This window comes from Pseudanabaena sp. FACHB-1998 (assembly GCF_014696355.1).
Classification (GTDB): domain Bacteria; phylum Cyanobacteriota; class Cyanobacteriia; order Pseudanabaenales; family Pseudanabaenaceae; genus Pseudanabaena.
On sequence record NZ_JACJQA010000027.1, the window covers coordinates 49003 to 74783 of the forward strand.

The following is a 25781-nucleotide window of genomic DNA, read 5'->3' on the forward strand; positions in this document are numbered from 1 at the left end:
AGCAAGAGTTAGCCAGTACAAATCAAAACCCAAAAAGCGAGTGGCGGCGCGAAGCGCCGCCACTCGCTTTTTGGGTTTTATGTCCTAAGCAAAACTTAATTTGCTATAGGCTTTTTTAAGCAACTTCGTAACTAAAATTGAAAGTTGCCCATTGGCGCACATCGAGCATCCATGCTTCATTAGCATTATTCGTATTCATGAAATCAGAGGGTTTGCCCGCTCGATCTAAATCCATGAGTAGGGCTTGAGCGACTTGTAAAGCATTGGGAATCGCAATTAGTCCATTCAAAGACGAGGTTTGACGCTGTGATGCCTCAAGAATTTTGGCAACTTGTAACAATGGCGATGTGCTGATCACCACATGGACATCGACCATCCCTTTCGGCGCAGACACAGACCAATTCATCGGCGATTTAGGATAGGGAATAGTAAGTGTTTCGGACGGAGGAATCACTCCATCATTGGCATAGGGAGTCGCAATAAAATTGGGAGTTAAGATTTTACTGCGGGGATCGAGACAAAAAATTCTGATATATAGAGGTTGATTGCTAAAGTTCTCAATTTGGCATTCAAGGCGATCGCCGATATTGATAGGCTTAGTCCGAATAGAATTACTGAGATTACTATTGGGGACTTGCACCCCCCTTGCTGAGGCTTTGCTGGCAATAGTGACCGAGCGTCCATCAACTCCAATCATCGCCCTAAAAGTAGTACGCACATCTAAAAGAGAGGATGCTTGATTTTCGGTACAGCGAATTAGTTTCGCGGCGAGTAAGCTTTCGAGAAAAGGTTGCAAACGCTTGATTGCTACGCCAACGGACTCACCAACGGAACCAAAGGAGCCGAGAATGGGCGTATGTCCGACCGTGAATAGTCCATAGCTTGCCGACTGCACTCCAAATAAACAATCCGCGCATTGCTCATTGGCATTCACTCCAAACATATTTGGCAGAGTCGAAAAAGCGCTAGTAGCATCAACCCTCTCAATTTTGCTTAAGCCCACATCAAGGGCGATCGCCAATTTGACATTATGGGAAATCGCTCGCATTGCTTCTTGCAATAACTGCCCTATTTCCAATCTTTGCAATACGCGATCGCCTAATACTTCCACCTTGCCATTAAATCCATTGCGAGATTTTAATTGGACTACGTTTAAGGATTGCACATTAGCTTTGGGAATAGAAACTGCTGAGATGTTTTGAGAAGTTGAATTAGAACTTTGGATGGAACTTTGGATAGAACTTTCTAGAAAACCTACTTCTTCAAGGTTTTTAGGAATACTCGCAGCTATCACATTCAAAATGGAACCATTAGCATAGTTGCTCAATACAGATATCGGCAAACCCGCCAGACAAATATGCGCAGTACGCCGATCGCCTGTGCTATTGGTAATTACGCCATCGCAACCAAAGTCAGGGATTGGCAACAATGGCGCAAAGGTACTGGTGGCGATCGCCTTTTGCTTCGCAGGATCAATTTCTACCATCTCCGAAATTTGCTTGTTAATACTGAGATTTTCATTGTGCAAAGCACGGCGATCGAGCGTAGTTGCCAAATCACTCATCACTACTTGAATCGACTTGGGCGGTGTAATTTGCCATAACTGCTGGACGAGGGCATAGGTAAACGCGCCACTACTAAAGCCCGACCATTGGGCATCTGCACAGAGCATATCCCCCGTTGCTGCCCGTAAAGTGGCTCCCTTAACTTGCGGCTCCATCGTCTCTAAATCATTTGGTTGCCAATCACTGCGCCCAATGCGCGATCGCAAGCGAAAGTTACCGATCGCGGAGGTATTGGGATAATAAAAACCAGCATCAATCACCGATAAAATCCGATCTGTGGCGATCGCATTTAGCCAAGTTTGCCACTCCTGCAAAGGAATATCCCGCAAAGTATCGAGATTTTGCGGTAAACCACTATCAACGGGTACGAGCGTATTGTAATTGCCAAGGCGCGAACCATGTCCGCTAAAATGCACCAGTACCAAATCATCGGGCAAGGTCTGAGCCGTCAAATGGCTGGTAATTGCCTCGGCAATATTGCTACGAGTTGCTTCGCGATCGGTCAAGGTGAGAATATCCTGTGGCGCAAAGCCAAAGCGATATATTAATAATTCTTTTTGTAACTCCACATCATTGACGCAACCATGCAAGGGCAACCATCCATTAGTCACGGCATTTTGATTAAACCCTTGTGAAAAATTTTGTGAAAAATTCTGAGGATTAGTCTGGACTTCCTCTTTAGCATCGTATTGATTAATGCCAATCAGGAGCGCTCGTTTGCGCTGTGTCGAGACACTCGCTTGATGGGCATACTGCTCTGCGGCAAATGCCAAGCGATCGCGGCTGAGAAATTGCCAGCCCATCAGACTAGCCAGACCCGCTTGCAAGAATTGTCGCCGTGCAATCCCCATATTTATGCCGTGAATTCCTTTGCTGTTTGACGATCGCACTTCTAATTAAAGCTGATTAAATGACTCTCTTTTAAGTTTTTTTGAAGTTTTTTTGACAAATTGTTCGATGGTTTTTTCACTGAGTAATTTTACTTAGTCACTCTGGCGATCGCGATAGTTTCGGGTAATATAAAGAACAGATTTTTTGTGGTGCGGCTAAGCCGCACCACAAAAAATCTGTTCTTTACTAAGTTGCATTGCCTTGAAGCATAATTTTCCTAAATCCCTATATCTGCATATTCCATTTTGCAAAAGGCGTTGTTTTTATTGCGACTTTGCGATTACAACGGGGGGCAAAAAGCTCAAACAACAATATGTTGATGTGCTGTGTCAAGAAATTGCTTTGACAGTTCAGGAGATTCCTCCGAGCGCACCTTTAGAAACCATCTTTTTGGGTGGGGGTACGCCTTCCCTTCTGTCAGTATCGCAACTCGCGCAAATTTTTGAGACGATCGCACAGGAATTTGCGATCGCCTCTAATGCCGAAATATCCCTTGAAGCTAATGCGGGGACAGTCAGCCTTGAAACTTTGAGGGATTATCGCCGTTTGGGGGTTAATCGCATCAGCCTTGGCGCACAGGCTTTTCAACAAGAATTGTTAGACCTCTGTGGGCGTGGGCATAGCGTCAGCGAAATTTATGAGGCAGTATCTGCAATTAAACAAGCGGGTTTTGAGAACTTCAATTTAGATTTGATTTCAGGACTACCCAATCAGACGATGGCAGATTGGCAAACTTCACTTAAGGAAGCGATCGCCCTAGAGCCAACCCATCTATCTATTTACGATCTCACCATTGAGGAGGGAACTGCCTTTGAGAAACGCTATCAAGCGGGAGCTAAGCCATTACCAACGGACGACTTAACAGTGGAGATGTATATCTTCGCCCATGAGATGCTGACATCTATGGGCTATGAGCATTACGAAATCTCGAATTACGCTAAACCTTCCTATCAAATAAGGCACAATTTGACCTATTGGCATAATCAGCCCTTTTATGGCATGGGCATGGGTGCAACTAGCTACATCAATCGCCAAAGAATTGATCGCCCTCGAAAAATGCGCGAATATTTAGAAGCGATCGCGCTATGGCAAACGTCAGGAATTAAGTTTACTGCACCAATCCTAGAGCCTGTCGAAGAATTAATAGATACACTCATGCAGGGTTTACGTTTAGCCGAAGGATTAAGCCTAAAGGGGCTACAAGCAAATTACGGAACAGAACTAAGCGATTGCGCCTTACAAATTCTCTATCCCTATCAAAATCAGCAATGGGTTAAGTTGGTTCAAGAATCAGATGATCTGCGAATTATGCTAGTAACCCCCGAAGGCTGGTTATTCTCTGACATTATCATTGCCGATCTGTACGAAAACCTATAAAGAGAGGCGCATCGCGCCTCTCTTTATAGGTTTTCGTATAATTAAATTTGCTTAGCGAACTTTCTTTATAGACTTAGATATTCCTGAAGTTGCGATCGCAATGACTTGTAACTTCCATCTTCATTATCAGAGATCGTTTCAATCGTTAAACCTAGCGATCTCTGATTGGGAATATTCACCTTTGTGGCAGCTTGCCATAGTATCCAGCGACTACCAAAGGGAAGATAAGCGATGCTATCACTGCGATGGGAAAGCCACACCACCGGCAGATCTGGTAATTCTTTGAGAATATTAGGTACGATAGAATCATTGGCAATTTTCGCAGCAGCTAAGGTTTCTAAGACGGTGCGATCGCTTTGTACGATTCCTGTATCTGTTGTCCAAAGTCTGACGCTCAGTTTAGACTTTTGAGCATAGAAATAGAGCGAAGCCGCCGCTACCACTGCTTCTTCAAAGGCTTCAGGTTGCCATCCTGCGGAAGTATCAAGGGCGATCGCTACTTCCTGCCCACCAATAGTTACTTCCAATTCACGCACCCGTAATTCCCCAAACTTCGCACTAGTGCGCCAATGGATTAAGCGCGTAGGATCGCCCCAGCGATAGGGACGCAGGGTTTTTGTCAAACCTTCTGTCGCATTATTATAATTATGCTCATCACTATATTGACGCGGACTGGTATCTTTGCCTAACTGATCCACTAAAGGACAGCGATCGAGAGGCAGTACGGTAGGATAAACAATAATTTTTTGACCCGATGGACAGGCGCGACGGCTTCTAAATAATCCTAAAGGACTGGAAGTAGCAATTTCTGTGGAGCGAAAATCAAATACACCTCTTTTATGGGTTTTTGCCTCATAAGCCCATCGGTATTGCTGATAGGGAGCGATTACTTCGATAGTTTTTTGAGGGAGTTTTTTGTCTTCGTCAGGATGCTGACGCTGGGAGGTAATGATTTCGTCCTGTTTAGGAATATAGGAAAAATTTTCTGGCAAAATATCGCGAACTTCTAATAAACGCTTCTCGGTTTTACCTGTATTCTGAATGATTAAATCTACCCACAAATCATCACCAACACTCACAGGATCAACCTGCGATCGCACGACGACTATTTCCGCTAGTAATCGCTTGGGCATCACGGCTCCGACGATCAATAGCGCAAAGCTCACCCCACTAATGACATACAACCACCCTGATAATGTATTGGTCGCCGCCATAAAGAAGAACAACGACAAGAAGCCATACATTCCCCCAATAAATTCTGGTGTCGCAAATCGCCGTTCTAACCATCGAAAAAAGCGCTTGATCTTAGATGGTTTCTTTTGCCTTTTGATTGATTTCTGGCGATCGCCTGTGATATTTGCCATATCGTTTTTAAAATATTCTAACGCGATCGCCGATCATCTAAGCTCAATGAGGTGGTGCGATTTTTTCAAGGCAAAACAGAAACCCCACTCCATAGTGTTGGCGATCGCTATAATAATTTGCTAGAGTCACTTTGTTAGCTTAAGGTATTGATCCCATGACCAGCCTGTTTCTGGAACGTCTTCACAGCAGCGATCGCCCCGTCATTGTGTTTGATGGTGCGATGGGTACAAATTTGCAAGTCCAAAACCTGACCGCCGAAGACTTTGGCGGCGCAGAGTATGAGGGCTGCAATGAGTATTTAGTGATGACGAAACCTGAAGCTGTGGCGACGGTTCATCGTGATTTTTTGGCGGCAGGGGCGGATGTGATCGAGACGGATACTTTTGGCGGTACGTCGATCGTTTTAGCAGAATATGACCTTGGTCACATGGCATATGAGCTTAGTAAGAAAGCTACAGAATTAGCTAAATCCGTAGCTGCCGAATTTTCTACCCCAGAAAAACCGCGTTTTGTGGCAGGCTCGATCGGTCCCACGACAAAGTTGCCGACTTTGCTGCATATCGATTTCGATACGATGAAGCAGTCATTTATCGAGCAGATCGAAGGGCTGTATGATGGTGGTGCAGATTTACTATTAATTGAAACCTGTCAGGATGTGCTGCAAATTAAGGTTGCCCTGAATGCGATCGCTGAATTTTTTGATAAGAAATCCGCCGAAGGCAAGCCGCGCATTCCTGTGATGGTTTCGGTGACGATGGAAACCACAGGCACGATGCTCGTCGGTTCCGATATTTCTGCTGTAGTAACGATTCTCGAACCCTATCCCATCGATATCTTGGGGCTGAACTGCGCGACGGGGCCCGACCTGATGAAGGAGCATATGCAGTATTTGAGCGCTCATTCGCCCTTTGTGGTGTCCTGCGTGCCAAATGCTGGGTTGCCTGAAAACGTGGGTGGACAAGCTTTTTATCGCCTCACTCCCGATGATCTCAAAGGACATCTAGCGCATTTTGTTGAGGATTTAGGAGTACAGGTTATCGGTGGTTGCTGTGGCACAAGACCTGCTCATATCAAAGCTTTAGCCGATGCAGCAAAGACCCTCAAACCGAAAAAACGCGAACCCCTAGTCACTCCTTCGGCGGCTTCCATTTATAGTTCTCAACCCTATATTCAAGATAATTCTTTCCTCATTGTCGGTGAGAGATTAAATGCTAGCGGTTCTAAGAAAACTCGTGATTTGCTCAATGCGGAGGATTGGGATGGGCTAGTGGCGATCGCGCGATCGCAAGTAAAAGAAGGCGCACATATTCTCGACGTAAACGTGGACTACGTGGGACGCGATGGTGTGCGCGATATGCACGAACTAGTATCGCGCCTAGTAACTAACGTGACCTTGCCTCTGATGCTGGACTCCACTGAATGGGAAAAGATGGAAGCAGGGCTGAAAGTTGCGGGTGGTAAATGTATTCTCAATTCCACTAACTATGAAGATGGTGAAGAGCGCTTCTGTAAGGTTGTGAGCCTCGCTAAGCAATACGGAGCAGGGATCGTCATCGGCACAATCGATGAAGATGGCATGGCAAGAACTGCGGACAAAAAGTTTGAAATTGCTTCCCGTGCTTACAAACAAGCCACCGAAGAGTTAGGAATGCCAGCTAGTGAGATTTTCTTTGATACGCTGGCTTTGCCGATTTCCACAGGGATCGAAGAGGATCGCCAGAATGCTGCTGCTACCATTGAGTCAATCCGCCGCATTAAGGAAGCCATGCCCGAAACCCATGTATTACTTGGTGTTTCTAATGTTTCCTTTGGACTAAACCCTGCTTCGCGAGTAGTTCTTAACTCGGTATTTCTCCATGAAGCAATGCAAGTGGGAATGGATTCATCGATCGTGAATGCCAGCAAGATCGTACCGCTCAATCGAATTGGCGATCGCGAAAAAGAAGTGGCAAGACAGCTTATCTATGATGAGCGCCAGTTTGATGGTGATATTTGCATCTACGATCCACTTGGCGAGTTTACCAAAATATTTGAAGGTGTCTCGGCGAAGCGTGTCAAGGTGGATAAAGCTGACACTCCTATCGAAGAGCAACTCAAAAATCATATTATTGATGGCGATCGCATTGGTTTAGATGACGCGCTCACTGAGGCTCTCAAAACCTACGAACCGCTCACCATCATTAACCAATTCCTCCTTGATGGCATGAAAGTAGTTGGCGAACTCTTTGGCTCTGGACAAATGCAACTTCCCTTTGTGTTGCAATCCGCCGAAACCATGAAATCCGCTGTTGCTTTCCTAGAGAAGTTTATGGAGAAGGAAGAAGGCGCAAATAAAGGCGTATTCCTGATTGCCACAGTTAAGGGCGATGTCCATGATATTGGTAAAAATCTTGTCGATATCATTCTCTCCAACAATGGCTACAAAGTCGTAAACATCGGCATTAAGCAATCGGTGGAGAATATTATCAAAGCCTATGAAGAGTGCAAAGCTGACTGTATTGCCATGAGTGGATTGCTAGTAAAATCCACAGCCTTCATGAAGGATAACTTGCAAGAATTTAATCATCGTGGCATCAGCGTTCCCGTGATTCTTGGCGGTGCGGCGCTAACTCCCAAATTTGTCTACAGCGATTGTCAGAATGTCTATAACGGCAAGGTGATTTACGGTAAAGATGCCTTTTCTGACCTCAACTTCATGGACAAATATATGCCCGCTAAGGCTGAGGGTAAATGGGAAAATGCTAAAGGCTTCCTAGATGAAGAATTAGCCGTTGTTATTGATACTTCTGAGAAAGACGTAACGACTGCGGCTGAGGATAAGGCTAGGAAAGAAGCGGCGCTTGCAGAGCGCTATTTAGATGTTGAGCGATCGGATTCAGTAGATACCAATATCCCCCGTCCCAATCCTCCCTACTGGGGAACCAAGATTCTGCAAGGTGCGGATATTCCCATTGAGGAACTATTTTGGAATCTTGATCTACAAGCGCTCTTTGCTGGTCAATGGCAATTCCGCAAGCCTCAAGGACAGTCTCGTGAGGAGTACGATCTATTCCTGCAAGAAACCGTTTATCCAATTCTGGAAACATGGAAAGAACGGGTAATTAAGGAGAAGTTGCTAGAACCAACGCTAGTCTATGGGTATTTTCCTGTATTGGCGGAAGGTAATACGGTCTATGTGTACGATCCTAAAGATATCGACAACATCAAGAGCGCTGAACCAATCAATTCCTTTGTATTCCCCCGCCAAAAATCCCAACGTCGTCTCTGTATCGCCGATTTCTTCTCGCCAAAGGAATCAGGAATCATTGATGTCTTGCCACTGCAAGCCGTCACCGTTGGACATATTGCTACAGAGTTTGCTCAAGGGCTATTTAAAGCAAATCAATATACTGACTATCTCTATTTTCACGGCTTAGCGGTGCAGATGGCAGAGGCGATCGCTGAGTGGTCACATACGCGCATTCGCCATGAACTAGGCTTCGGTGCAGAAGATCCTGATAATATTCGTGATATTCTCGCCCAGCGCTATCACGGCTCTCGCTATAGTTTTGGCTATCCCGCCTGTCCAAATATGCAGGATCAGTACAAGCTTTTAGATTTGCTAGATGCGAAGCGGGTTGGGCTAGAAATGGATGAGAGCGAACAACTCTATCCCGAACAGTCAACTACTGCGTTGATTGTGCATCATCCTGTGGCTAAATATTTCAGTGCCTAAAAAATTGGTATTTAATTATGCTGAAATCCCTCAAAATCGAAAACTTCCGTTGCTTCCCATCCTTTGAGATGGGACAACTAGGAAGGTTAAATCTCATTGTTGGTACTAACAACAGTGGTAAAACTTCTATTTTAGAGGCTATTCAGTTATTGATTGCTTTACCAACAAATCATGCAATATTGAGTGATATTGCTATTGATCGCAGTGAGTATATCAGTGAAAACAATGATACTCATCTTGCCATTCGCCATCTTTTTTACAATCACAAAATCGACGAAGGCTTTCAAATTTCGATTACTGGTATAGATAGCTCTGGCAAATCAGAACAAACCCTTCTTAAGGGTCAAAAAAATAGAGATGATGGATCTCCTGAATTATATGTTTTACATTGGGATGATGTAGAAAATAAAGTCCAAAATACAAGCCTGTGGCTACCAATTTCCCAAGACGGAATCATTGTTATTGATTCCCAGAGAAAAGCTAATTGGGAAAAAAGTTTTAGTAGACTACAACCAAAAACTAGGTTTGTAAATTCGTCTTCTTTCTCATCTGAACAAATGATCGAATTGTTTGAGCGCATAGTAATTACCCCAGAAGAAGATCTTGTAATTGAGGCATTAAAAATAATTGAACATCGTATTAAACGAATTGCAAATGTTGGTTCTAGTAAATATCGATATGAAGGAGTGCATAGCGGATTTATCGTACAACTTGTCAATGAAAATCAACGCATACCAATTGGCAGCATGGGCGATGGAATGTGGCGAATGTTAGGACTTGCTTTAGCGATCGTAAATGCGAAAGATGGAGTTTTATTGGTGGATGAAATTGATACGGGGCTACACTTTACGGTGATGTCTGATATGTGGAAAATGCTCTGGGAAACTGCAAAGCGCCTTAACGTTCAGATTTTTGCAACTACCCATAGCAATGATTGCTGGCAGAGCTTAGCGGATATTGCCAATGCTGAAAATCCTAGTGAAGATGGTATTACCATTCATCGAATTGAGAAAGGTAAACCTCACAGTATTGTCTTTACTGAAGATGAAATTGCGATCGCTGCTGAAGAAGGGATCGAGGTGCGTTAAGCCATGAGTACAAAAACAAGACTATTACTTGTGGAAGGCGATGACGATAAGCGTGTAATCCCTGAGTTGATTGAAAAAAATGGTGTGGTATGGACTCAAGACAATCCCCTTATTCCTGATATTCATTCATGCGGAGGATATTCTAAATTATTAAATCAGATTAAAACCCGCTTAAAAGAATCTTCTTTATCCCAACTGGGAGTAATCATTGATGCGGATGACAATCCTCTTGGTCGATGGGAAAGCATTAAAAATCGATGTCAAGTAAGTATTCCAAATTTACCCAATGAATTATCTGAAGACGGCTTAATCTGTGAAGTTACAAAAGACCTCAAATTTGGGGTTTGGCTGATGCCTGACAATTTTCAGCGAGGGATGTTGGAAACTTTTTTAGCCTATATGATTCCCAATGAAACCGAAACACTATGGCAATTTGCCCAGTCGTCAGTTCAAGAAGCTATAAATAGAGGTGCTAAATTAACAGAAGTACAATACGACAAAGCCAATATTTACACTTGGCTTGCTTGGCAAGATCCCCCGGGGCGACAGTTACATCAAGCGGTCAAAGAAACGGTTCTTGATCCTCATCATCCACGCGCTCAGAAATTTGTGAAATGGTTTAAGGATTTGTATGAGTTGTAAGCGATCGCTACCCTGCAAAAAAAAGAGGAGCAAATATTATTTGCTCCTCTTTTTTTTTGAAATGGGATTAGTTGCTATTGAACAACTACCTTACCTTGCATACCAGCACCACGGTGAGGTGAGCAGTAGTAAGAGAACTCACCAGCTTCTTTAAAGGTAGACTCTAGCTCAACCTTGGGCTTTTGAGCTAACTTCTTGTGAGAGAGTTCTTCATGACCATCGAATACGATGTTGTGAGGGAAAGCTTTGTTATTAACCCACTTGATGGTATCGCCTACCTTGATGGTGACCACTTTAGGCTCAAATACTAGCTGACCACCATCAGAACCCATCTTGACAGTGACGGTATCAGCAGCAGCAGGAGATACTGACATGAAGAAGCTACCAACAACAATCACAAGGCTAGCTAGTGCTAGACCAATCTTTTTGGCTAGGGAAGAAATTTTCATAATTAACTACCGACTAAAATTCAACTGAAATTGCACTAATTAAAATTAATTCGACTCGACTCGAATTAATCCGACTAAAACACGTAGAGAAAGCTACTTATTTGTTTAATAATATACCTTTCCGCCGCCCCAGCCGATACCTTTGACTTTAGGTTCGTAGAGGATGTAGCCAGCGATGAGCTTGAGATCATTATCGGTCAAACCACGCATGGTAGGGAAAATATCGGTGCTCTTGAGGCTGGGGTGAACGTCATAGATTTCGGTAACACCGTCATAGGTGGTGGGCTTCTTCATGTAGTCCACTAATCCGAGAACGTTGTTACGGGCTGGGTAAGCGCCAGATAAAGACTCAGGAGATAGGTTTACGTTAGGATTAGTGAAGGTTGCGCCGCCGAGGTGACAGGTTGCACAGGCATTAGAAAATAATTTCTTGCCCTTAGAAATGTCTTTTTGAGTCAAGACAATATTGGTACTTTCGTTAAGAGGCACGGTACGCAGTTCGATGGGGATTTCGGCTGCACTTACACTTTGGGTGCAAAGCTGAAAGGCGAACATCACGGCTGCGATCGCCAAAGCTAGATATTTAAAAGCAATTTTGTTCATAATTACGGAGATAATTTAGTTAATCTAAGTTTATCTAAAAGAATTTAGTCTGATTTTAAAGATTTATTGCGATTAGCTAATCACGATCAATCCTTTGGTTTTTGCGAATTTTGGGCTTCAGATGCCATGATTACGGCTTTAGCATCTTCCAAAGCAAGTTTGGTTTCTGCATCTTGGTACGCAATTCCAAGGCGATCGCATAGTTTAAAGACCTCCTCCAGACTAAGTTGGTAGTCTTCAGCAATCTCGGCGATCGAATAATCTGCAAAGCCCATAACAATACTCTTATCTAGTTAATTCTAGAGACGTTTGTGCTATTTTCTCATGCAAACGTTAGAGAGAGATAAAGTAAAAATAATAAACAGTGAAGTAAACAGCAATGACAGCCGCTTCTAGTAATTCACCTGTCAATAGTAGCGCCCCCTCTGCTGCGCCTCAAATCCTTACTATTACGCAGGCTCCTAGCGAAGTCGTAGTCAATCGTGAGATCGCGATCGCAGGTACGGCGGACTTTTCTCAAGTTTTACAAATTCTGGTAACTTTGCCGAATGATATCCCTGTCCCTGTAGTGACTAATCCGACTGCACGGACATGGCAAGCTAAGCTCGCTTCAGGTTTGTCTGAAGCTTCAGCAATCTTTTTGCGGGTCAGGGCGATCGGCGTTAATAATCAGCTTTTGACCGAGCAGATTGTAAATATTTTGGTCAGGCAGCCGCCCATTACCTTAATTACGAAGCAGGCGACTCGTTTTAAGTCAGCTCCTGCGGATTCGGCAACTTTGCCGCCTGCGGGAAAGGTCGATGTCAGAGCAGGACAAAGCTTTGAAGTGGTTCGCTATGGCGCGATCGCGGGACATATTAAGGTATTGCTCAAGCAACCGATCGCCCCTGTGGGTGAGTTTGGCTATTTCTATGCGCTCCATGTGGATTTGGTTGCACCCGTGACGCTGACGGTGAAGCAAAATACGATTTTTAAGGTTTCGACAGCTTCTTCCTTATCTTTGGCGCTTACGCAAAAGGTAGAAGTGAAGGCTGGCACGAAGTTTTTATTGGATGGCGACTATGCGATCACCGAAAATCATGTGCGGGTCAAGCTAGCCCAACCCCTTGCCCCAATTGGACAGGAAGGCTTCTTTTTTCTGCCCCACGTAGAGTTAGTTAAATTAGGTGAAACCTTAGATTCTTCGAAAACTACGGTGGGTAATATTCCCATCAAGGGCGCGATTTTGACGGTGAAGACGGACACTTTTTTAAAAGCGTCCTCACAAAATGCCAGTAGTTTGACCGACAATCAGAAATTAATGATCAAGGCGGGAACTAGCTATGCCATTGCAGGCTATGCGGCGGTGAATGGACATTTTCGGGTAAAGCTAGCTACAGCGATCGCCCCCATTGGTGATGTGGGCTTTTTCTATGAGCGTCATGTCAGCATTACCAAAAATGGTAAGGCGATTGCCTTTGACCCCGACATGAAAACCATGACGATCAAGCAAAATACGGTACTGAAAAAACGCCCCATCGATTCGCGGCAATTAGCACCGAGCGATCTTGCGCCTCTGACCGCAGGTGATATCTATGGCATCGATAGCTTTAGTCTTTCTGACATTCATTTTCAGGTGACCTTAAACGAAGATGTGCCACCCTTAGGCAATTCGGGCTATATATTTGCGGGACATGTGACGCTTCAGCAAGGTGGGAAGCCCCTTGAAATTGCACCAAGGCAAAAGGTTTTAGGAGTTCCCTATTTTTCGCAATTAGACAATCCTCGCGATCCCTATGTGACTTGTAATGTGACTTCGATCGCGATGGTGTTGGCTTTTCATGGCAAGCGATCGCGCAATCCGCAACAGCAACTTGAGGACGAGCTGTACCAATGGATTATCAACAAGTATGGCGCTCAATCCAGAACTGATAATCAGGCTTTGCAAGCGCTATATCGCGCCTATGGCTTTGGTGGTGAGTTTAGTACATCTCGCACATGGTCACAAATTCGCCAAGAAATCATCGCCAATCGCCCCGTTGTTATCGGCGGCTACTTCACCCACGGCGGACATATCATTTGCATTATTGGCTTTGATGAACAGGGCTTTATCGTCCATGATCCCTATGGCAATGCGTTGACAGGTTATAGCCAAACTGAAGGAAAGAGCTTGCGCTATCCCTATATTTATATGCGTGATATGTGCGGCGTTGATGGCGATGTTTGGGCGCATTTCATTTTGCCGCGCTAGTTTACAAAGCTTCGCGCTAGAAACTAAATCAAGACATTACTAAGACAAGCGTTGCCTTGCAACGCTTGTCTTAGTAATGTCAGGGAGTCGCGAAGCGACTCCCTGACATTACGCGATCGCCGAGCCATCAACTACATCTTGCCAACGACCATTACCCACCGCACGGATTGCCTCTTTTAGCTGAATGTCACCTGTATAAATCGCCTTGCCGACGATCGCGCCTGTGACTCCCACCGACTCTAAAGATACAAGATTTAGCAAGTCTGTAATCGAACTCACTCCACCTGACGCAATTACAGGCACATCGACATTTTCAGCGAGTTGGCGCAAGGCTTCGATATTGGGTCCCTGCATCGTACCGTCACGATGAATATCGGTATAGATAATTCCTGCGATGCCTAACGAAGTCATCCGCTTTGCCAAATCCACAGCCATGACTTCCGATGTTTCTAGCCAACCTCTGGTCGCTACCTTGCCATCACGGGCATCAATGCCGATCATCACTTGTTCAGGAAAATCCGCGCAAATCTCGGCGATCAATTGGGAGTTTTCTACCGCCGCCGTTCCTAAAATCACCCGACTAACGCCCGAATTCAGGACTGACAGAATACTTTCGCGATCGCGTAAGCCACCACCCATTTGCACTCGCATCGGAATTGAACGGGCGATCGCCTCGATGACCTTCAAGTTTTTGGGCTTGCCTTCCTTGGCTCCATCCAAATCAACCACATGCAAATACTTAGCGCCTTGACTGTACCAGCGTTGAGCAACCTCTACAGGGTCTTCACCAAATACTTCAGACTGTTGATAATCCCCCTGATAGAGCCTGACACAGCGCCCATCTAAAATATCAATTGCAGGAATTACGTCCATAACTTTTACCCACGATCCTAGGAGTCTAATTTTAACTAGATTTAGCGATCGCGGTATAGTACAAATCAAGGAAAAACCAATTTAGTAGGTTTCGTGCCATAGGCGCGAAACCTACTAAATTAGTTTTTATTCAGTTTTTATTTAATATTTGTCCCCCTATGAAATCGCCTAAGCAGTCAGTATCGCAACAGTTAATGTCTATTGGTATCGTGATTAGCGTTGTCTTTTTGCTGATGGCGATTCTTGCGCCGATTCTACAAGCCGTAGGCGTTTTAACCGATCCTAATGAATTTCTCAGCAATGGTATCCATGAGCCTCCCTCAGCCCAACATTGGTTCGGCACAGATTTACAGGGGCATGATGTATTTACCAGAACGATCGCTGGTGCTGGTGTGGCATGGCAAGTAACGATCGCCTCAACGGTAATTAGCTTAGCGATCGGCGTACCCTTGGGGATGCTAAGTGGTTACAAGGGCGGCTGGCTGGATCGAGGTTTAGTATTTCTCATGGATGCGCTGTACACCTTGCCCGGTTTATTGCTGTCGCTAACGATCGCCTTTGTGGTCGGTGCTGGGGTCTGGAATGCGGCGATCGCTCTCAGTGTTGCCTATATCCCCCAATATTTTCGGGTAATTCGAAATCAAACCGTGAGTACCAAAACCGAAGTTTATATTGAAGCTGCTCAAGCGATCGGTGCGGACACGAAAACAATCCTCTTCAAATATCTTGCGCCCAATGTGATCCAAAGCTTACCCGCAATTTTCACCCTCAACGCTGCTGATGCGATTCTGACGATCGCGGGTTTAGGATTTTTAGGTTTAGGCATTCCCGAAGATGTGCCTGAATGGGGTCACGATCTCAAGCAAGCTCTCGATGCGCTCTCAACTGGCGAAAATATCTGGTGGACAACGATTTTCCCGGGGTTAGCGATTACTTTTATGGCGATCGGTTTATCGTTAGTAGGTGAAGGCTTGACTCAGAGATTTAGCAGCAAGAAGACTGAAGGTTAATCAAATTTTTATCTCAACTATATAGTTAAGGCGATCGCCTCAATCCGAACCTTTATAATAATTGTAGAAGTAGAGAGCAGAACAAATGACTCAAACACTCATGCAAAAATCTCTATACGAGTCAGATTTCTTGCTGTGGACTCAAGAAACTGTAGCCAAAATAAGAGCTAAAGACTTTGACCATGTGGACTTTGAGAACTTGATAGAGGAGATCGAGGCGTTGGGACGTTCTGAAAAGCAAGAGTTGGAGAATAGGTTAGAGACTTTGTTAGCCCACTTACTCAAACGCATCTATGTCGATATGCCCGATTGCTTTAACGGCTGGGAAAACACGATTAGAGAGCAGCGCCGACGCATCATCCTAAGACTCAAAAATACGCCTAGCTTAAAAGCTTGTTGGGATGATTCTTTGAATGATGCTTGGTTTTTGGCTTTAGGTACTGTCAAAGATGAGTACTCAAAAAAAGGGTATCAGTTTCCTGATACATGGCAGTTTGGACAGGATATCGAAACAATGCTAAATGTTGATTTCTGGGTTTAATTTCTGGTTTCAAAATCTAAGCCATTGGAGGACTACTTATGACTGTTGATTCTCAATTAGTTGAAAAGGGTTTAGACACTAAATTTTCAGAACAAAATAGATTGCAAGGAATCGCAGAAAAATATAGATTGCAAGGATTTGAAGTTGTAATCGAGCCTTCTAAATCCTTGATTCCTTTTGATTTGAGAAATTATTGCCCAGATCTTATGGCGAGAAAGGGATCGGATGTAGGTTACATAATTGAATTTAAAAACTCAATTGCTAAAATCTCAGTCGATCGCTATCGAGAGATTGCCGAAATAGTAGCTCAGCATCAGGGTTGGAGATTTTTACTGATCACTGGAGAAGATGTCTCTTCGGAAGATCCCAAAAATGATAGTGAATCGCTGACTTGGAAACAGATGTTGCAACGCCAAGAACAGGCTCAAAAGTTTTTAGAGATCGGCGAAGTGGAAGTTGCCTTTTTGTCTTTATGGAGAGTTTTGGAAGCTGCCATGCGTCGTCAGGCTATGCAAGTTACAATTCCGATTGAACGTTTTCCCGCTAACTCTTTAATTAATCATTTATATTCTCAAGGTGAGCTTTCGATGGAGCAGTTTGATCAAGTAAGAGTAATTCAAACTGTACGAGATCGGCTCATACACGGCTATCAAATGTCTAATCTTGAGGAGCCTACAAAACAATTGCAAGTGCTTGTTAATGAATTAATTGCAATGTGGAAGAAGTAAATATATAAGTTCAGTAAGATATTTCTGAATAGTGTCACGTTGTTATGCCAAGATATAATTTTAAGAAAGAATACTTTGACAAAGACAATTTGTGAACTGCAATGCATTCCTATAAAAACGATCCTTTAGCAAGTTTTTTGATTAACAAGTGTAAACTAAATCCTATTAGTTTTGCTGTTGTTTCAGTCATAACTACATTTGTTGTTTTTGTCACAATTGCTTGGTATACAAATACTCTGGTATCTACTAAAGATGGGCAAATAGGCTTTTGGCAAGACCCAAGTATTTGGGTTTGGGAATTTTTATTTAAACCAGTGCTATTGGGTTATTACTTGTGGGAATCTGATGTGGTTAAACGTTTATTACAAGAGTTTGTCACATCGCAAACTATAGAAATTACTGATAGTGATATACATCTAGCATTAAAAGTTCATCAGACAAAATGGAGAAATTTTATATCTATACTTATTTCTTTGATGGGAGGGATAATATATTTTGTGTCTCGTTCAGATTTAAAGAGTTGGGGTAGTTCTGGAATTCTCCAAAAAATTGCTAGTACATTATTTGGAATCTTCAGTACATATGCAACAAGTATGTTGTTGCTAGGACTTACTTTAAACATTTGGATAATTCAAAAAGTGTTAAAGAATAAAGATTTAAAGATTAATCCATTACATCCAGATCGCTGCGGTGGTTTATCTTGTCTGAGTAAATATTCTCTTAAAACAGCTTACTTAGCAGGGGTTTTTGGTGTAATGATTGGTTTCACAGAGTATCGAGTCATAACGCAGGAATTGATTGAAAAATACTGGATTCTACATATGAGTATTCCCATTTATATATTGATATCTCTTATTTGTTTTTTCGGACCTCTTCTCGTTGCACACAAACAGATGAAAGAAGCAAAAGATAGAATGCTGACTAATATTGCACAGCAGTTTCAGTATGACTATATGCAGATTAATACAAATTTATCTTTGAGTGCCGAGGAACTAAAAAAAGAAATTGCAAAAATTGGAGAACTTCAATCACTTTATACTTTAACCGATAAATTTCTAGTGTGGCCCTTTGATTTACAAACTCTTAGCCGCTATGTTCTTTCAGTAGTTACCCCATTAATTCCACCATTAATTGGTTTAATCCAAAAATTTGGAGTAGAAATATTTAAATTAGCAGATTTTAAGATTTAGAGACTGTTTGAAAAGTTTTGAGCGTATTCAGATCTATAGAACCCATTTGGTATCTTTTTGAACGAAATATATAGCTTTCAGCCCACCGTTAATTCGGCAATTCAACGATTTAATAGGATCATGGGGTTTTGTGTACCAAAACGGACGAAACCTAGATACCTGAAAGGCTTGTAGCATATAGGCGAGATACCAAATGGGTTCTATACAAAAAACATATTTTATTTACGCCTTTATCTTTTTTAGCTATGTCACCATAGGGCTGAAAGTAGTACATTTAGCCCTATTGTATTGATTGCGTTTATCCACCTAAACTAAAATACGAGTAAAATCATATTAAATCATGACTTTTAATCGTAATTTAATGGAGCGAAAACTTTTCAAACAGTCTCTTAGTGCGATCTCGCAGGATACGTTAATGAAATGTAACGGACTTTATCTAATATAAAATATTTGAGTGCGTTACGCTACGCTAACATACGCTACTTGATTTGTATGGTGATCGCTGATTTTCTCAGAAAGATTAATGGCTTTATAAGCATAAGCTGTATATGGATGTATAGAAATGGAAACAGATATTGTGAGCCAAGCAGAAATTACAGAATCTTTGCTAACTAGCAAAGGTTTTTATAGCTTATTTCAAACCTTACCATTAGAAATTCGACAAGGCTTTCTACAGCTTTTATTTCAAAATAATTCCGCCGAATTAGAGGACTCTATCCTATATTTAGCTTGTGAAAACTCCTGCAATGAAGGCTTTTTATCTGAATTAGAGTCTCAATCTCTCTTAGAGAGTTTGCCTCAATGAAATATCAAATCGCTAAACGCTTCAAAAAAGATTTAGACAAAATCAACGATCGCAAAATTCTTGCAAAAGTTAGAAAATGTATTGAAGCAATTGGAACTTCTCAAGCGCTATCAGAAATCCCCGATCTCGAACCACTAAAAGGTTTCTCAGGATACTATCGCATTAAATTTGACTACAGCTATCGTATTGGAATTTTCTGAGATGGAGAAGTTATTGAAATCCTCAAAATAGAAAGTCATGAAGGATTCTACAAAAATTTTCCCTAGATCGCGTAGGGTGCGTTAATGAAATGTAACGCACCTCTTTAATATCAATATAAATAAACCTTCCTTGTACATACCAAATGTTTGTGCGTAACGCTACGCCAACACACCCTAACTGCTAAATTAGAAGATATATTGATGAATGTGTTTTTCTACATAATGGTTCAATATGCAAATACAGACAAGTGTGCAATTTATCGTAAATGCAAAAATCGAAGACGTTTTTAATGCGTCAACAGATTGCCATAATCTGCCAAAGTTTTTCACTGGATACAAGGGGATTCCTGCAATTTTGAGTGCAAAAACTGTAGATGGATTCCCCCTGCATGAAGGAAGCATCCGAATTGTTGATAACAGCGATGGATCATCTATTGAAGAAGTTATTCTCTCCCTAAAGCAACCTAATTTGCAAGAATATAAGTTGATTAAAGGATTTAAGCCACCATTTTCTTGGTTAGTTCGGTCAGCCTCTGGAAAATGGGAATACGAAACTCTAGATACCAAAACAAGGGTTATATGGAACTTCTATTTTGAGACGCGCAATATTTTTGCTTATTTGGTTTTTCGTTTGTTAGTGCAACAACAATTTCAAAATGCTCAAGAGATTTGTCTTAAAAACTTAAAGAAGTACGTTGAGGATCATGAGCGCTAATGTAGTGCGATCGCTGATGCATCAATTCCATGCTGACAATCTTTGAGTTGATGGGCAAGGCAGATTTGCCATGCTGTCGTTAGATTCATCTTTTGGGCGCTAAATTAAGTCTGATACCCACACCTCTGGTTGATGCTTGGCTATTAGTGGGTTTTGATTTGTTAGAGCTATTTCTTTTATGGCAATAAGTAGTTTTAGACAAAGCTAACGGATCGCTATAATAGAGGACAGAAAATTGTTAAAATTTGTAAGAATTTTTACAGGTTTGCCGATCGCCTAGATCTGAGATCTCAAATTTGCAACTCGCAAACCTACGTGTTTACTTAACTCCTTACCCTTCGTCTGAATTGATTCAAACTTTTATGGCTAGCTTCCCTTCTCTTACTGGCGCTGAAATCCGCTCCAAGTTTCTCGAATTTTTTGAGGAGCGTGGTCATAAGGTATTGCCTAGCGCTTCCCTCGTACCTGCCGATCCCACGGTGTTACTCACCATTGCGGGAATGCTGCCATTTAAGCCGATTTTTCTAGGACAGCAAGAATCTGAAGTTCCTCGCGCCACCACATCTCAAAAATGTATCCGCACCAATGACATCGAAAATGTCGGTAGAACGGCGCGTCACCATACATTTTTTGAAATGCTAGGAAACTTTAGTTTTGGCGATTATTTCAAAAAAGAAGCGATCGCTTGGGGATGGGAATTAGTCACCAAAGTATTTCAACTGCCTGCGGATCGTTTAGTGGTCAGCGTTTACCATACCGATGAAGATGCCTTTGCGATTTGGCGCGATGCGATCGGTATTCCAGCCCATCGGATTCAACGCATGGGTGACGATAATTTTTGGGCTTCGGGTGCTACGGGTCCCTGTGGTCCCTGCTCAGAAATCTATTTTGATTTCCATCCCGAATTAGGTGACGCGCATATTGATTTAGAGGATGATTCGCGCTTCTTAGAGATTTATAACCTTGTTTTCATGGAACTAAACCGTGATGCTGAAGGAAATCTCACTCCTTTGAAGAAACAGAATATTGATACGGGCTTAGGATTAGAACGCATGGCGCAGGTTTTGCAATGCGTTCCCAATAACTACGAAACTGATTTGATTTTTCCAATTATCAAAAAAGCGGCGGATATTGCAGGGCGGGACTATCACCAGAGCGATGAGAAGGTGAAGACTTCGCTCAAGGTGATCGGCGACCATGTGCGTTCTGTCGTGCATATGATTGCGGATGGCATTAATGCCTCCAATGTGGGGCGAGGCTATATCCTGCGCCGTTTATTGCGTCGGGTCGTGCGGCATGGACGCTTGATCGGGATTGCTGGCACTTTTGCGGCAGAGGTCGCTGAGGTGGCGATCGCCCTTTCAGAATCAGTCTATCCCAACACTCGCGAAAGAGCGAAGGTTATTAAGGAAGAAATTCAAATCGAAGAAACTCGCTTCTTGCAAACCCTCGAACGGGGAGAGAAGCTGCTTGAGGAAATTCTCGCGAAGCCTGAAGTTAAGACTAGTAAAACCATTTCAGGGCTAGATGCCTTTACTCTCTACGATACCTATGGCTTCCCCTTTGAACTCACTCAAGAAATTGCCGAAGAGGTTGGCTTTAGCGTTGTTGCCGATGGCTTTGATGAGGAAATGAAGAAGCAACAGGAGCGATCGCAAGCGGCTCATGAGGATATTGATTTATTAGCCAAAGATAATTGGGCAAATGTTGCTAAGGAAATTGGTAAAACTGAGTTTCTTGGCTACAGCGAACTTAGCAGCATTGCCACAGTTAAGGCGATTTTGGTCAATGGCGAATTGGTGAAAACTGCGATCGCTGGTAGCAAAGCCCAAATTGTTTTAGATTGCACGCCTTTTTATGCGGAATCAGGCGGACAGGTGGGTGATTCGGGATATCTCGCTATTGGTTCGGCGATCGCCAAAATCAGTGATGTGCAGAAGCAAGCCAATCTATTTATCCACATTGGACAGATCGAACGCGGTGAAATATCCGTAGACGATGCAGTCAATGCTCAAGTTGCCATTTCAGAACGTCGCCGCACTCAGGCTCACCACACCGCAACCCACCTCTTGCAAGCGGCTCTCAAGAAAATTGTCGATCCTAATGTCTCCCAAGCAGGTTCACTAGTAGATAGCGATCGCCTCCGTTTTGACTTTAATCTCAATCGTGCTGTCACCGCCGACGAGATGCATCAAATCGAATTGCAAATCAATAACTGGATTGCGGAATCCCACGACTCAGTTATAGAAGTATTGCCCATTGCAGAAGCCAAGGCTAAAGGCGCGATCGCCATGTTTGGCGAGAAGTATGGCGCAGAAGTGCGCGTCATCGATATTCCTAACGTGTCGATGGAACTCTGTGGCGGTACACATGTAAAAAATACCAGCGAAATTGGCTTGTTTAAAATCATTTCTGAAGTCGGTGTGGCTTCTGGTGTGCGACGTATTGAAGCGATCGCAGGTCAAGCGGTTCTCGAATACCTCACTCTGCGCGACAATATCGCTAAGGACTTAAGCGATCGCTTTAAAATTAAGCCTGAAGAAATTAGCGATCGGATTACAGGATTGCAACACGAGTTGAAAAATTCCCAAAAGGAAGTGGAAGCTCTCAAGCAACAACTAGCCCTAGTCAAGGCTGATAGCCTCCTGACCGAAGCTGAACCCGTGGGCGAATTTAAAATCTTGGTAGCGCAACTTCCTGACATTGAAGCCGAAGCCTTAAAAGCAGCAGCAGAGAAGCTTTCGGCTAAATTAGGACATAGCGCGGTTGTGCTGGGTTCCTTTAGCGAAGATGGCAAGGTGACGCTAGTTGCTTCTTTTAGTAAGGAAGTAAATGCCAAAGGCTTACAAGCGGGCAAATTTATCGGGGCGATCGCCAAAATTTGCGGCGGCGGCGGCGGCGGTCGTCCTAATCTCGCCCAAGCAGGCGGCAAGGATGCCAGCAAGTTACCCGAAGCCCTAGAAGCGGCGGAACATCAACTCAAGCACGCACTTTCTTAAATCGATTGGTTTTCATTTTGTCCTATAGCGATGTAAGTTTTGCTTAGGATATAAAACCCCAAAAGTGAGTTGCGGCGCGAAGCGCCGCAACTCGCTTTTGGGGTTTTGGTTTGTACTGGCTAACTCTTGCTTTGCTATGGGCAAAATGAAAACCGCTAATTTAACAACTTTGTCTCAAAAGCGAAACTTCTTCAGGAGTTAATGACCAACCTAAAGCTCCCGCATTTTGGGTTGCTTGTTGAGCATTTTTTGCCCCTGGAATAGGAATCACATTACCCTGACAGATCAACCAATTCAAAGAAATTTGAGCGGGAGTTTTGCAATACTTCTCAGATAGATTTTTTAAATTAGAGAATAGAGGTTCGAGCTTTTGCAAGCCCTTTGGACTAAAACGGGGATCAACTCGTCTTGCACCTTGCAAAGTTTTGATACTCTCTAAATTATATTTACCCGTTAGCAAACCTTGAGCCAAAGGGCTATAGGCGAGAATGGTTACTCCCAATTGTTGAGCCTTTTCTAGCACTCCATTCTGTTCAATTTGTCTGGTGAGTAGGGAATAGGGAACTTGATTAACCGCTAGGGGAATTCCTTTAGCAGCTAAATATTGATGGGCTTGAGCCATTTGGGCGGCGGAGTAGTTACTCACGCCCACGGACTGGATGCGTCCTTTTTTTACTTCATCCGCCAAAACCTCCATAAAATCTTTGGTCTTAATCAAAAACTCTAGGGGCCAATGAATTTGGTAGAGACTAATTTGAGATGTCTGTAGCCTTTCTAGACTAGCAGTCAGAGCATCAGCGATCGCCTTACGATTCCATCGCCAAGGTAAGGGGAAATATTTAGTGGCAATCTGAATAGGTTGGCTGGTTTGTTTGCAAAACTTCCCAATTAAGCGTTCTGACTCTCCTAATCCATAGACTTCAGCCGTATCAAAGAAAGTAACCCCAGCATCAATCGAAGCTTGAAATGCTCCCTCCACATCACTTGCGCCAAAGTCCTTGCCATAAGCCCAAAATAGTGTGTCTCCCCAAGCCCAAGTACCTACGCCTAAAGCAGTTACGATGGGTCCATCGATGCCGAGTTTAATAGTTTGCATATTTCCTTTACGAATTTTTCGCCTATTATAGCAAGAGGCTTGCTTTGCAAGCCTCTTGCTATTGGTTTCTGAGTTTTTTTAATTAAGAAAGAGCCTAGCCATTTCTTAATTAAAAAAACTTACTGGGTTTGTTTTTTAATCTCTGAAAGTTTGGCAACACTTTTAGGGATTAGTATTACTCCCTTTCCAGCCTAGAAATAGACATTAAAACCCAAGAATTAGATGTGCGGCGCGAAGAGCCGCACATCTAATTCTTTGATGGAAAGGAAGTAATAACTCGCAAAGTTTCCAAACTCTCATCACTAGCACCATTGATAATTCCACCCGATCGCAAAATACATTGCAATATCTCAATCACCGCTCTCGTAATTTCTTCACCGATGCAGAGTAAGGGAATTCCGGGGGGATAGGGACATAGGGACTCAGCGCTGATTTTGCCGATCGCTTGTTCTAGGGGTAGGCGATCACTTTTGGCGAAGTAGGCTTCGCGAGGGGTAATTGATAATTGGTGATTGGGGATTGGTAATTGATAATTGATGCTAGTTTTGATCTTTTCTTCTTTACTTTTACCTTTTGTCCTGACCAGTTCAGCAAATCCTTTAATGAGGCGATCGATATCATCTTGAGTATTGCCGAGACTAAGGATAAATACTAATTGGGTCAGGGTGGGCATTTCTGCCATCACATCTACTTGCGAATGTAAATACACATCTGCATCAAATCCAGTTATATCTAAATGATCAACCATTACGGTTAAGCGAGTTGGATCGAGGTTAGGAACTTGAAGCTGATCGAAAGTACGGAGATCGGGTATTTGGTTGAGACGAATTCTTGCTTCTTGGGCGAGTCTGATCGTTTCAGTTAAGATCGCTTTACCTGCGATCGCCATTTGGCGACGGGCGACATCGAGGGAAATGAGAAGTAATAAATTGGGACTGCTCGATCGCAATATTTGTAAAGCCCGTTCTACCTGCTCGGCGGCAATGCGATCGCCTTGTAGGTGCAAAATGGAAGATTGGGTAAGGCTTCCCGCAACCTTGTGAGTAGATTGCACGACGAGATCGGCTCCTGCTTGCAAGGCGGAGATGGGCAGATCAGGATGAAATCCTAAATGTGCGCCATGAGCCGCATCTACCAGTAAAGGAACCTTAAAGGAATGAGCGATCGCCGCCATTTTGGCAAGATCGCCACAAACACCAAAATAATTTGGACTAACTAACAGAACGGCTTTTGCATCGGAATGTTGATTTAAAAAAGCTTCTAAGGTTTCAGGGCTTACGCCTAAATCCAAATCAAATTCTGGCAAATAATCCGTTGGCAAATAAATCGGAGTCGCGCCATTGAGAACTAAACCAGCGATCGCCGCCTTATGACAATTTCGACCAATTAAAACCTTATCCCCCTGTCCACAGGTCGCCAAAAGCATTGCCTGTATGCCACAGGTAGAGCCATTGGTCAAGAACCAAGCGCGATCGCTGCCATACGCTTCTGAGGCTAGCAATTCGGCTTCATTAACGGCTTCTTCTAATTCTGGAAGTTCGGGCAAGTCAAGGCGAAACATGGTTTCACCCATAAGGGTCATAAACTCACGATCAATTCCTTGCCCACGTTTATGTCCAGGCATATAAAAAGGCGCATGATCGATATTTAAATATTGCTGGGCGGCAGCTAGTAAAGGAACAGTATTTTGATTCATTCG

General features: G+C 43.3%; 21 protein-coding genes. 13 read left to right on the top strand and 8 right to left on the bottom strand.

What is annotated here, in order from left to right; translation table 11 throughout:
- Positions 1–115: 115 nt before the first annotated feature.
- Entirely contained in the window at positions 116–2416 is a 2301-nt protein-coding gene (locus H6F42_RS10495; protein WP_190399307.1) for a caspase family protein, read from the bottom strand.
- 241 nt (positions 2417–2657) lie between these two features.
- Here H6F42_RS10495 and hemW point away from each other — a divergent pair, with 241 nt between their 5' ends.
- Entirely contained in the window at positions 2658–3833 is a 1176-nt protein-coding gene (gene hemW / locus H6F42_RS10500) for a radical SAM family heme chaperone HemW (protein ID WP_190399308.1), read from the top strand.
- 65 nt (positions 3834–3898) lie between these two features.
- On the opposite strand, the gene H6F42_RS10505 is transcribed toward hemW, so the two are convergent.
- On the bottom strand, positions 3899–5197 hold the full coding sequence (locus tag H6F42_RS10505; protein ID WP_190399309.1) for a DUF58 domain-containing protein: 1299 nt from the start codon (positions 5195–5197) through the stop codon (positions 3899–3901).
- Positions 5198–5352: 155 nt separating this feature from the next.
- Here H6F42_RS10505 and metH point away from each other — a divergent pair, with 155 nt between their 5' ends.
- The 3 genes from metH to H6F42_RS10520 are packed head-to-tail and all read left to right on the top strand — an operon-like array spanning position 5353 to position 10643.
- Complete coding sequence (gene metH, locus H6F42_RS10510; RefSeq protein ID WP_190399310.1) at positions 5353–8913, top strand: methionine synthase; 3561 nt, start codon at positions 5353–5355, stop codon at positions 8911–8913.
- Positions 8914–8930: 17 nt separating this feature from the next.
- Positions 8931–10001: an ATP/GTP-binding protein gene (locus H6F42_RS10515; RefSeq protein WP_190399311.1), complete on the top strand. Its 1071-nt coding sequence runs from the start codon at positions 8931–8933 to the stop codon at positions 9999–10001.
- A gap of 3 nt (positions 10002–10004) precedes the next feature.
- Positions 10005–10643 carry a DUF3226 domain-containing protein gene (locus H6F42_RS10520; RefSeq protein ID WP_190399312.1) on the top strand — a complete coding sequence of 213 codons (639 nt, stop codon included), beginning with the start codon at positions 10005–10007 and terminating at the stop codon, positions 10641–10643.
- A 74-nt stretch (positions 10644–10717) separates the two neighbouring features.
- On the opposite strand, the gene petE is transcribed toward H6F42_RS10520, so the two are convergent.
- The 3 genes from petE to H6F42_RS10535 form a co-directional block, all read right to left on the bottom strand.
- Entirely contained in the window at positions 10718–11092 is a 375-nt protein-coding gene (gene petE / locus H6F42_RS10525) for a plastocyanin (protein WP_190399313.1), read from the bottom strand.
- Positions 11093–11197: 105 nt separating this feature from the next.
- Positions 11198–11695 (bottom strand): photosystem II cytochrome c-550, encoded by a 498-nt coding sequence (gene psbV / locus H6F42_RS10530; protein WP_190399314.1) that lies wholly within the window; start codon positions 11693–11695, stop codon positions 11198–11200.
- A gap of 86 nt (positions 11696–11781) precedes the next feature.
- Positions 11782–11970 carry a translation initiation factor IF-2 gene (locus H6F42_RS10535; protein ID WP_190399315.1) on the bottom strand — a complete coding sequence of 63 codons (189 nt, stop codon included), beginning with the start codon at positions 11968–11970 and terminating at the stop codon, positions 11782–11784.
- A 104-nt stretch (positions 11971–12074) separates the two neighbouring features.
- On the opposite strand from H6F42_RS10535, the gene H6F42_RS10540 reads away from it, so the two are divergent.
- Positions 12075–13925: a C39 family peptidase gene (locus H6F42_RS10540; protein ID WP_190399316.1), complete on the top strand. Its 1851-nt coding sequence runs from the start codon at positions 12075–12077 to the stop codon at positions 13923–13925.
- A gap of 108 nt (positions 13926–14033) precedes the next feature.
- Here H6F42_RS10540 and hisA read toward each other — a convergent pair whose 3' ends face one another.
- Entirely contained in the window at positions 14034–14798 is a 765-nt protein-coding gene (gene hisA / locus H6F42_RS10545; RefSeq protein WP_190399317.1) for a 1-(5-phosphoribosyl)-5-[(5-phosphoribosylamino)methylideneamino]imidazole-4-carboxamide isomerase, read from the bottom strand.
- Positions 14799–14956: 158 nt separating this feature from the next.
- On the opposite strand from hisA, the gene H6F42_RS10550 reads away from it, so the two are divergent.
- The 8 genes from H6F42_RS10550 (at position 14957) to alaS (ending at position 22986) form a co-directional block, all read left to right on the top strand.
- Complete coding sequence (locus tag H6F42_RS10550; protein WP_190399318.1) at positions 14957–15808, top strand: ABC transporter permease; 852 nt, start codon at positions 14957–14959, stop codon at positions 15806–15808.
- An 85-nt stretch (positions 15809–15893) separates the two neighbouring features.
- The gene (locus H6F42_RS10555) at positions 15894–16349 is read left to right on the top strand and encodes a DUF29 domain-containing protein (protein WP_190399319.1); all 456 of its coding nucleotides are present in this window, start codon (positions 15894–15896) and stop codon (positions 16347–16349) included.
- Positions 16350–16387: 38 nt separating this feature from the next.
- Entirely contained in the window at positions 16388–17077 is a 690-nt protein-coding gene (locus H6F42_RS10560; protein WP_190399320.1) for a hypothetical protein, read from the top strand.
- A 101-nt stretch (positions 17078–17178) separates the two neighbouring features.
- Entirely contained in the window at positions 17179–18267 is a 1089-nt protein-coding gene (locus H6F42_RS10565) for a hypothetical protein (protein ID WP_190399321.1), read from the top strand.
- Positions 18268–18829: 562 nt separating this feature from the next.
- Positions 18830–19072 carry a hypothetical protein gene (locus tag H6F42_RS10570; protein ID WP_199288981.1) on the top strand — a complete coding sequence of 81 codons (243 nt, stop codon included), beginning with the start codon at positions 18830–18832 and terminating at the stop codon, positions 19070–19072.
- Positions 19069–19272 carry a type II toxin-antitoxin system RelE/ParE family toxin gene (locus H6F42_RS10575; RefSeq protein ID WP_190399322.1) on the top strand — a complete coding sequence of 68 codons (204 nt, stop codon included), beginning with the start codon at positions 19069–19071 and terminating at the stop codon, positions 19270–19272. The genes H6F42_RS10570 and H6F42_RS10575 overlap by 4 nt, the downstream gene beginning before the upstream one ends.
- Positions 19273–19504: 232 nt before the next feature.
- On the top strand, positions 19505–19987 hold the full coding sequence (locus H6F42_RS10580) for an SRPBCC family protein (protein ID WP_190399323.1): 483 nt from the start codon (positions 19505–19507) through the stop codon (positions 19985–19987).
- A 362-nt stretch (positions 19988–20349) separates the two neighbouring features.
- Positions 20350–22986 (top strand): alanine--tRNA ligase, encoded by a 2637-nt coding sequence (alaS, locus tag H6F42_RS10585; protein ID WP_190399324.1) that lies wholly within the window; start codon positions 20350–20352, stop codon positions 22984–22986.
- 160 nt (positions 22987–23146) lie between these two features.
- Here the strand turns inward: alaS and H6F42_RS10590 are convergent, their stop codons facing one another.
- Both H6F42_RS10590 and H6F42_RS10595 read right to left on the bottom strand, forming a co-directional pair.
- Entirely contained in the window at positions 23147–24082 is a 936-nt protein-coding gene (locus H6F42_RS10590; RefSeq protein ID WP_190399325.1) for an aldo/keto reductase, read from the bottom strand.
- 247 nt (positions 24083–24329) lie between these two features.
- Complete coding sequence (locus H6F42_RS10595; protein ID WP_190399326.1) at positions 24330–25778, bottom strand: aminotransferase class V-fold PLP-dependent enzyme; 1449 nt, start codon at positions 25776–25778, stop codon at positions 24330–24332.
- Positions 25779–25781: the final 3 nt, after the last annotated feature.

Excerpts from the sequence above, each read along its gene's own strand:
- H6F42_RS10495 (WP_190399307.1), bottom strand. The coding sequence starts at position 2,416 with ATGGGGATTGCACGGCGACAATTCTTGCAAGCGGGTCTGGCTAGTCTG.
- H6F42_RS10505 (WP_190399309.1), bottom strand. The coding sequence starts at position 5,197 with ATGGCAAATATCACAGGCGATCGCCAGAAATCAATCAAAAGGCAAAAG.
- metH (WP_190399310.1), top strand. The coding sequence starts at position 5,353 with ATGACCAGCCTGTTTCTGGAACGTCTTCACAGCAGCGATCGCCCCGTC.
- H6F42_RS10515 (WP_190399311.1), top strand. The coding sequence starts at position 8,931 with ATGCTGAAATCCCTCAAAATCGAAAACTTCCGTTGCTTCCCATCCTTT.
- H6F42_RS10520 (WP_190399312.1), top strand. The coding sequence starts at position 10,005 with ATGAGTACAAAAACAAGACTATTACTTGTGGAAGGCGATGACGATAAG.
- petE (WP_190399313.1), bottom strand. The coding sequence starts at position 11,092 with ATGAAAATTTCTTCCCTAGCCAAAAAGATTGGTCTAGCACTAGCTAGC.
- psbV (WP_190399314.1), bottom strand. The coding sequence starts at position 11,695 with ATGAACAAAATTGCTTTTAAATATCTAGCTTTGGCGATCGCAGCCGTG.
- H6F42_RS10535 (WP_190399315.1), bottom strand. The coding sequence starts at position 11,970 with ATGGGCTTTGCAGATTATTCGATCGCCGAGATTGCTGAAGACTACCAA.
- H6F42_RS10540 (WP_190399316.1), top strand. The coding sequence starts at position 12,075 with ATGACAGCCGCTTCTAGTAATTCACCTGTCAATAGTAGCGCCCCCTCT.
- hisA (WP_190399317.1), bottom strand. The coding sequence starts at position 14,798 with ATGGACGTAATTCCTGCAATTGATATTTTAGATGGGCGCTGTGTCAGG.
- H6F42_RS10550 (WP_190399318.1), top strand. The coding sequence starts at position 14,957 with ATGAAATCGCCTAAGCAGTCAGTATCGCAACAGTTAATGTCTATTGGT.
- H6F42_RS10555 (WP_190399319.1), top strand. The coding sequence starts at position 15,894 with ATGACTCAAACACTCATGCAAAAATCTCTATACGAGTCAGATTTCTTG.
- H6F42_RS10560 (WP_190399320.1), top strand. The coding sequence starts at position 16,388 with ATGACTGTTGATTCTCAATTAGTTGAAAAGGGTTTAGACACTAAATTT.
- H6F42_RS10565 (WP_190399321.1), top strand. The coding sequence starts at position 17,179 with ATGCATTCCTATAAAAACGATCCTTTAGCAAGTTTTTTGATTAACAAG.
- H6F42_RS10570 (WP_199288981.1), top strand. The coding sequence starts at position 18,830 with ATGGAAACAGATATTGTGAGCCAAGCAGAAATTACAGAATCTTTGCTA.
- H6F42_RS10575 (WP_190399322.1), top strand. The coding sequence starts at position 19,069 with ATGAAATATCAAATCGCTAAACGCTTCAAAAAAGATTTAGACAAAATC.
- H6F42_RS10580 (WP_190399323.1), top strand. The coding sequence starts at position 19,505 with ATGCAAATACAGACAAGTGTGCAATTTATCGTAAATGCAAAAATCGAA.
- alaS (WP_190399324.1), top strand. The coding sequence starts at position 20,350 with ATGGCTAGCTTCCCTTCTCTTACTGGCGCTGAAATCCGCTCCAAGTTT.
- H6F42_RS10590 (WP_190399325.1), bottom strand. The coding sequence starts at position 24,082 with ATGCAAACTATTAAACTCGGCATCGATGGACCCATCGTAACTGCTTTA.
- H6F42_RS10595 (WP_190399326.1), bottom strand. The coding sequence starts at position 25,778 with ATGAATCAAAATACTGTTCCTTTACTAGCTGCCGCCCAGCAATATTTA.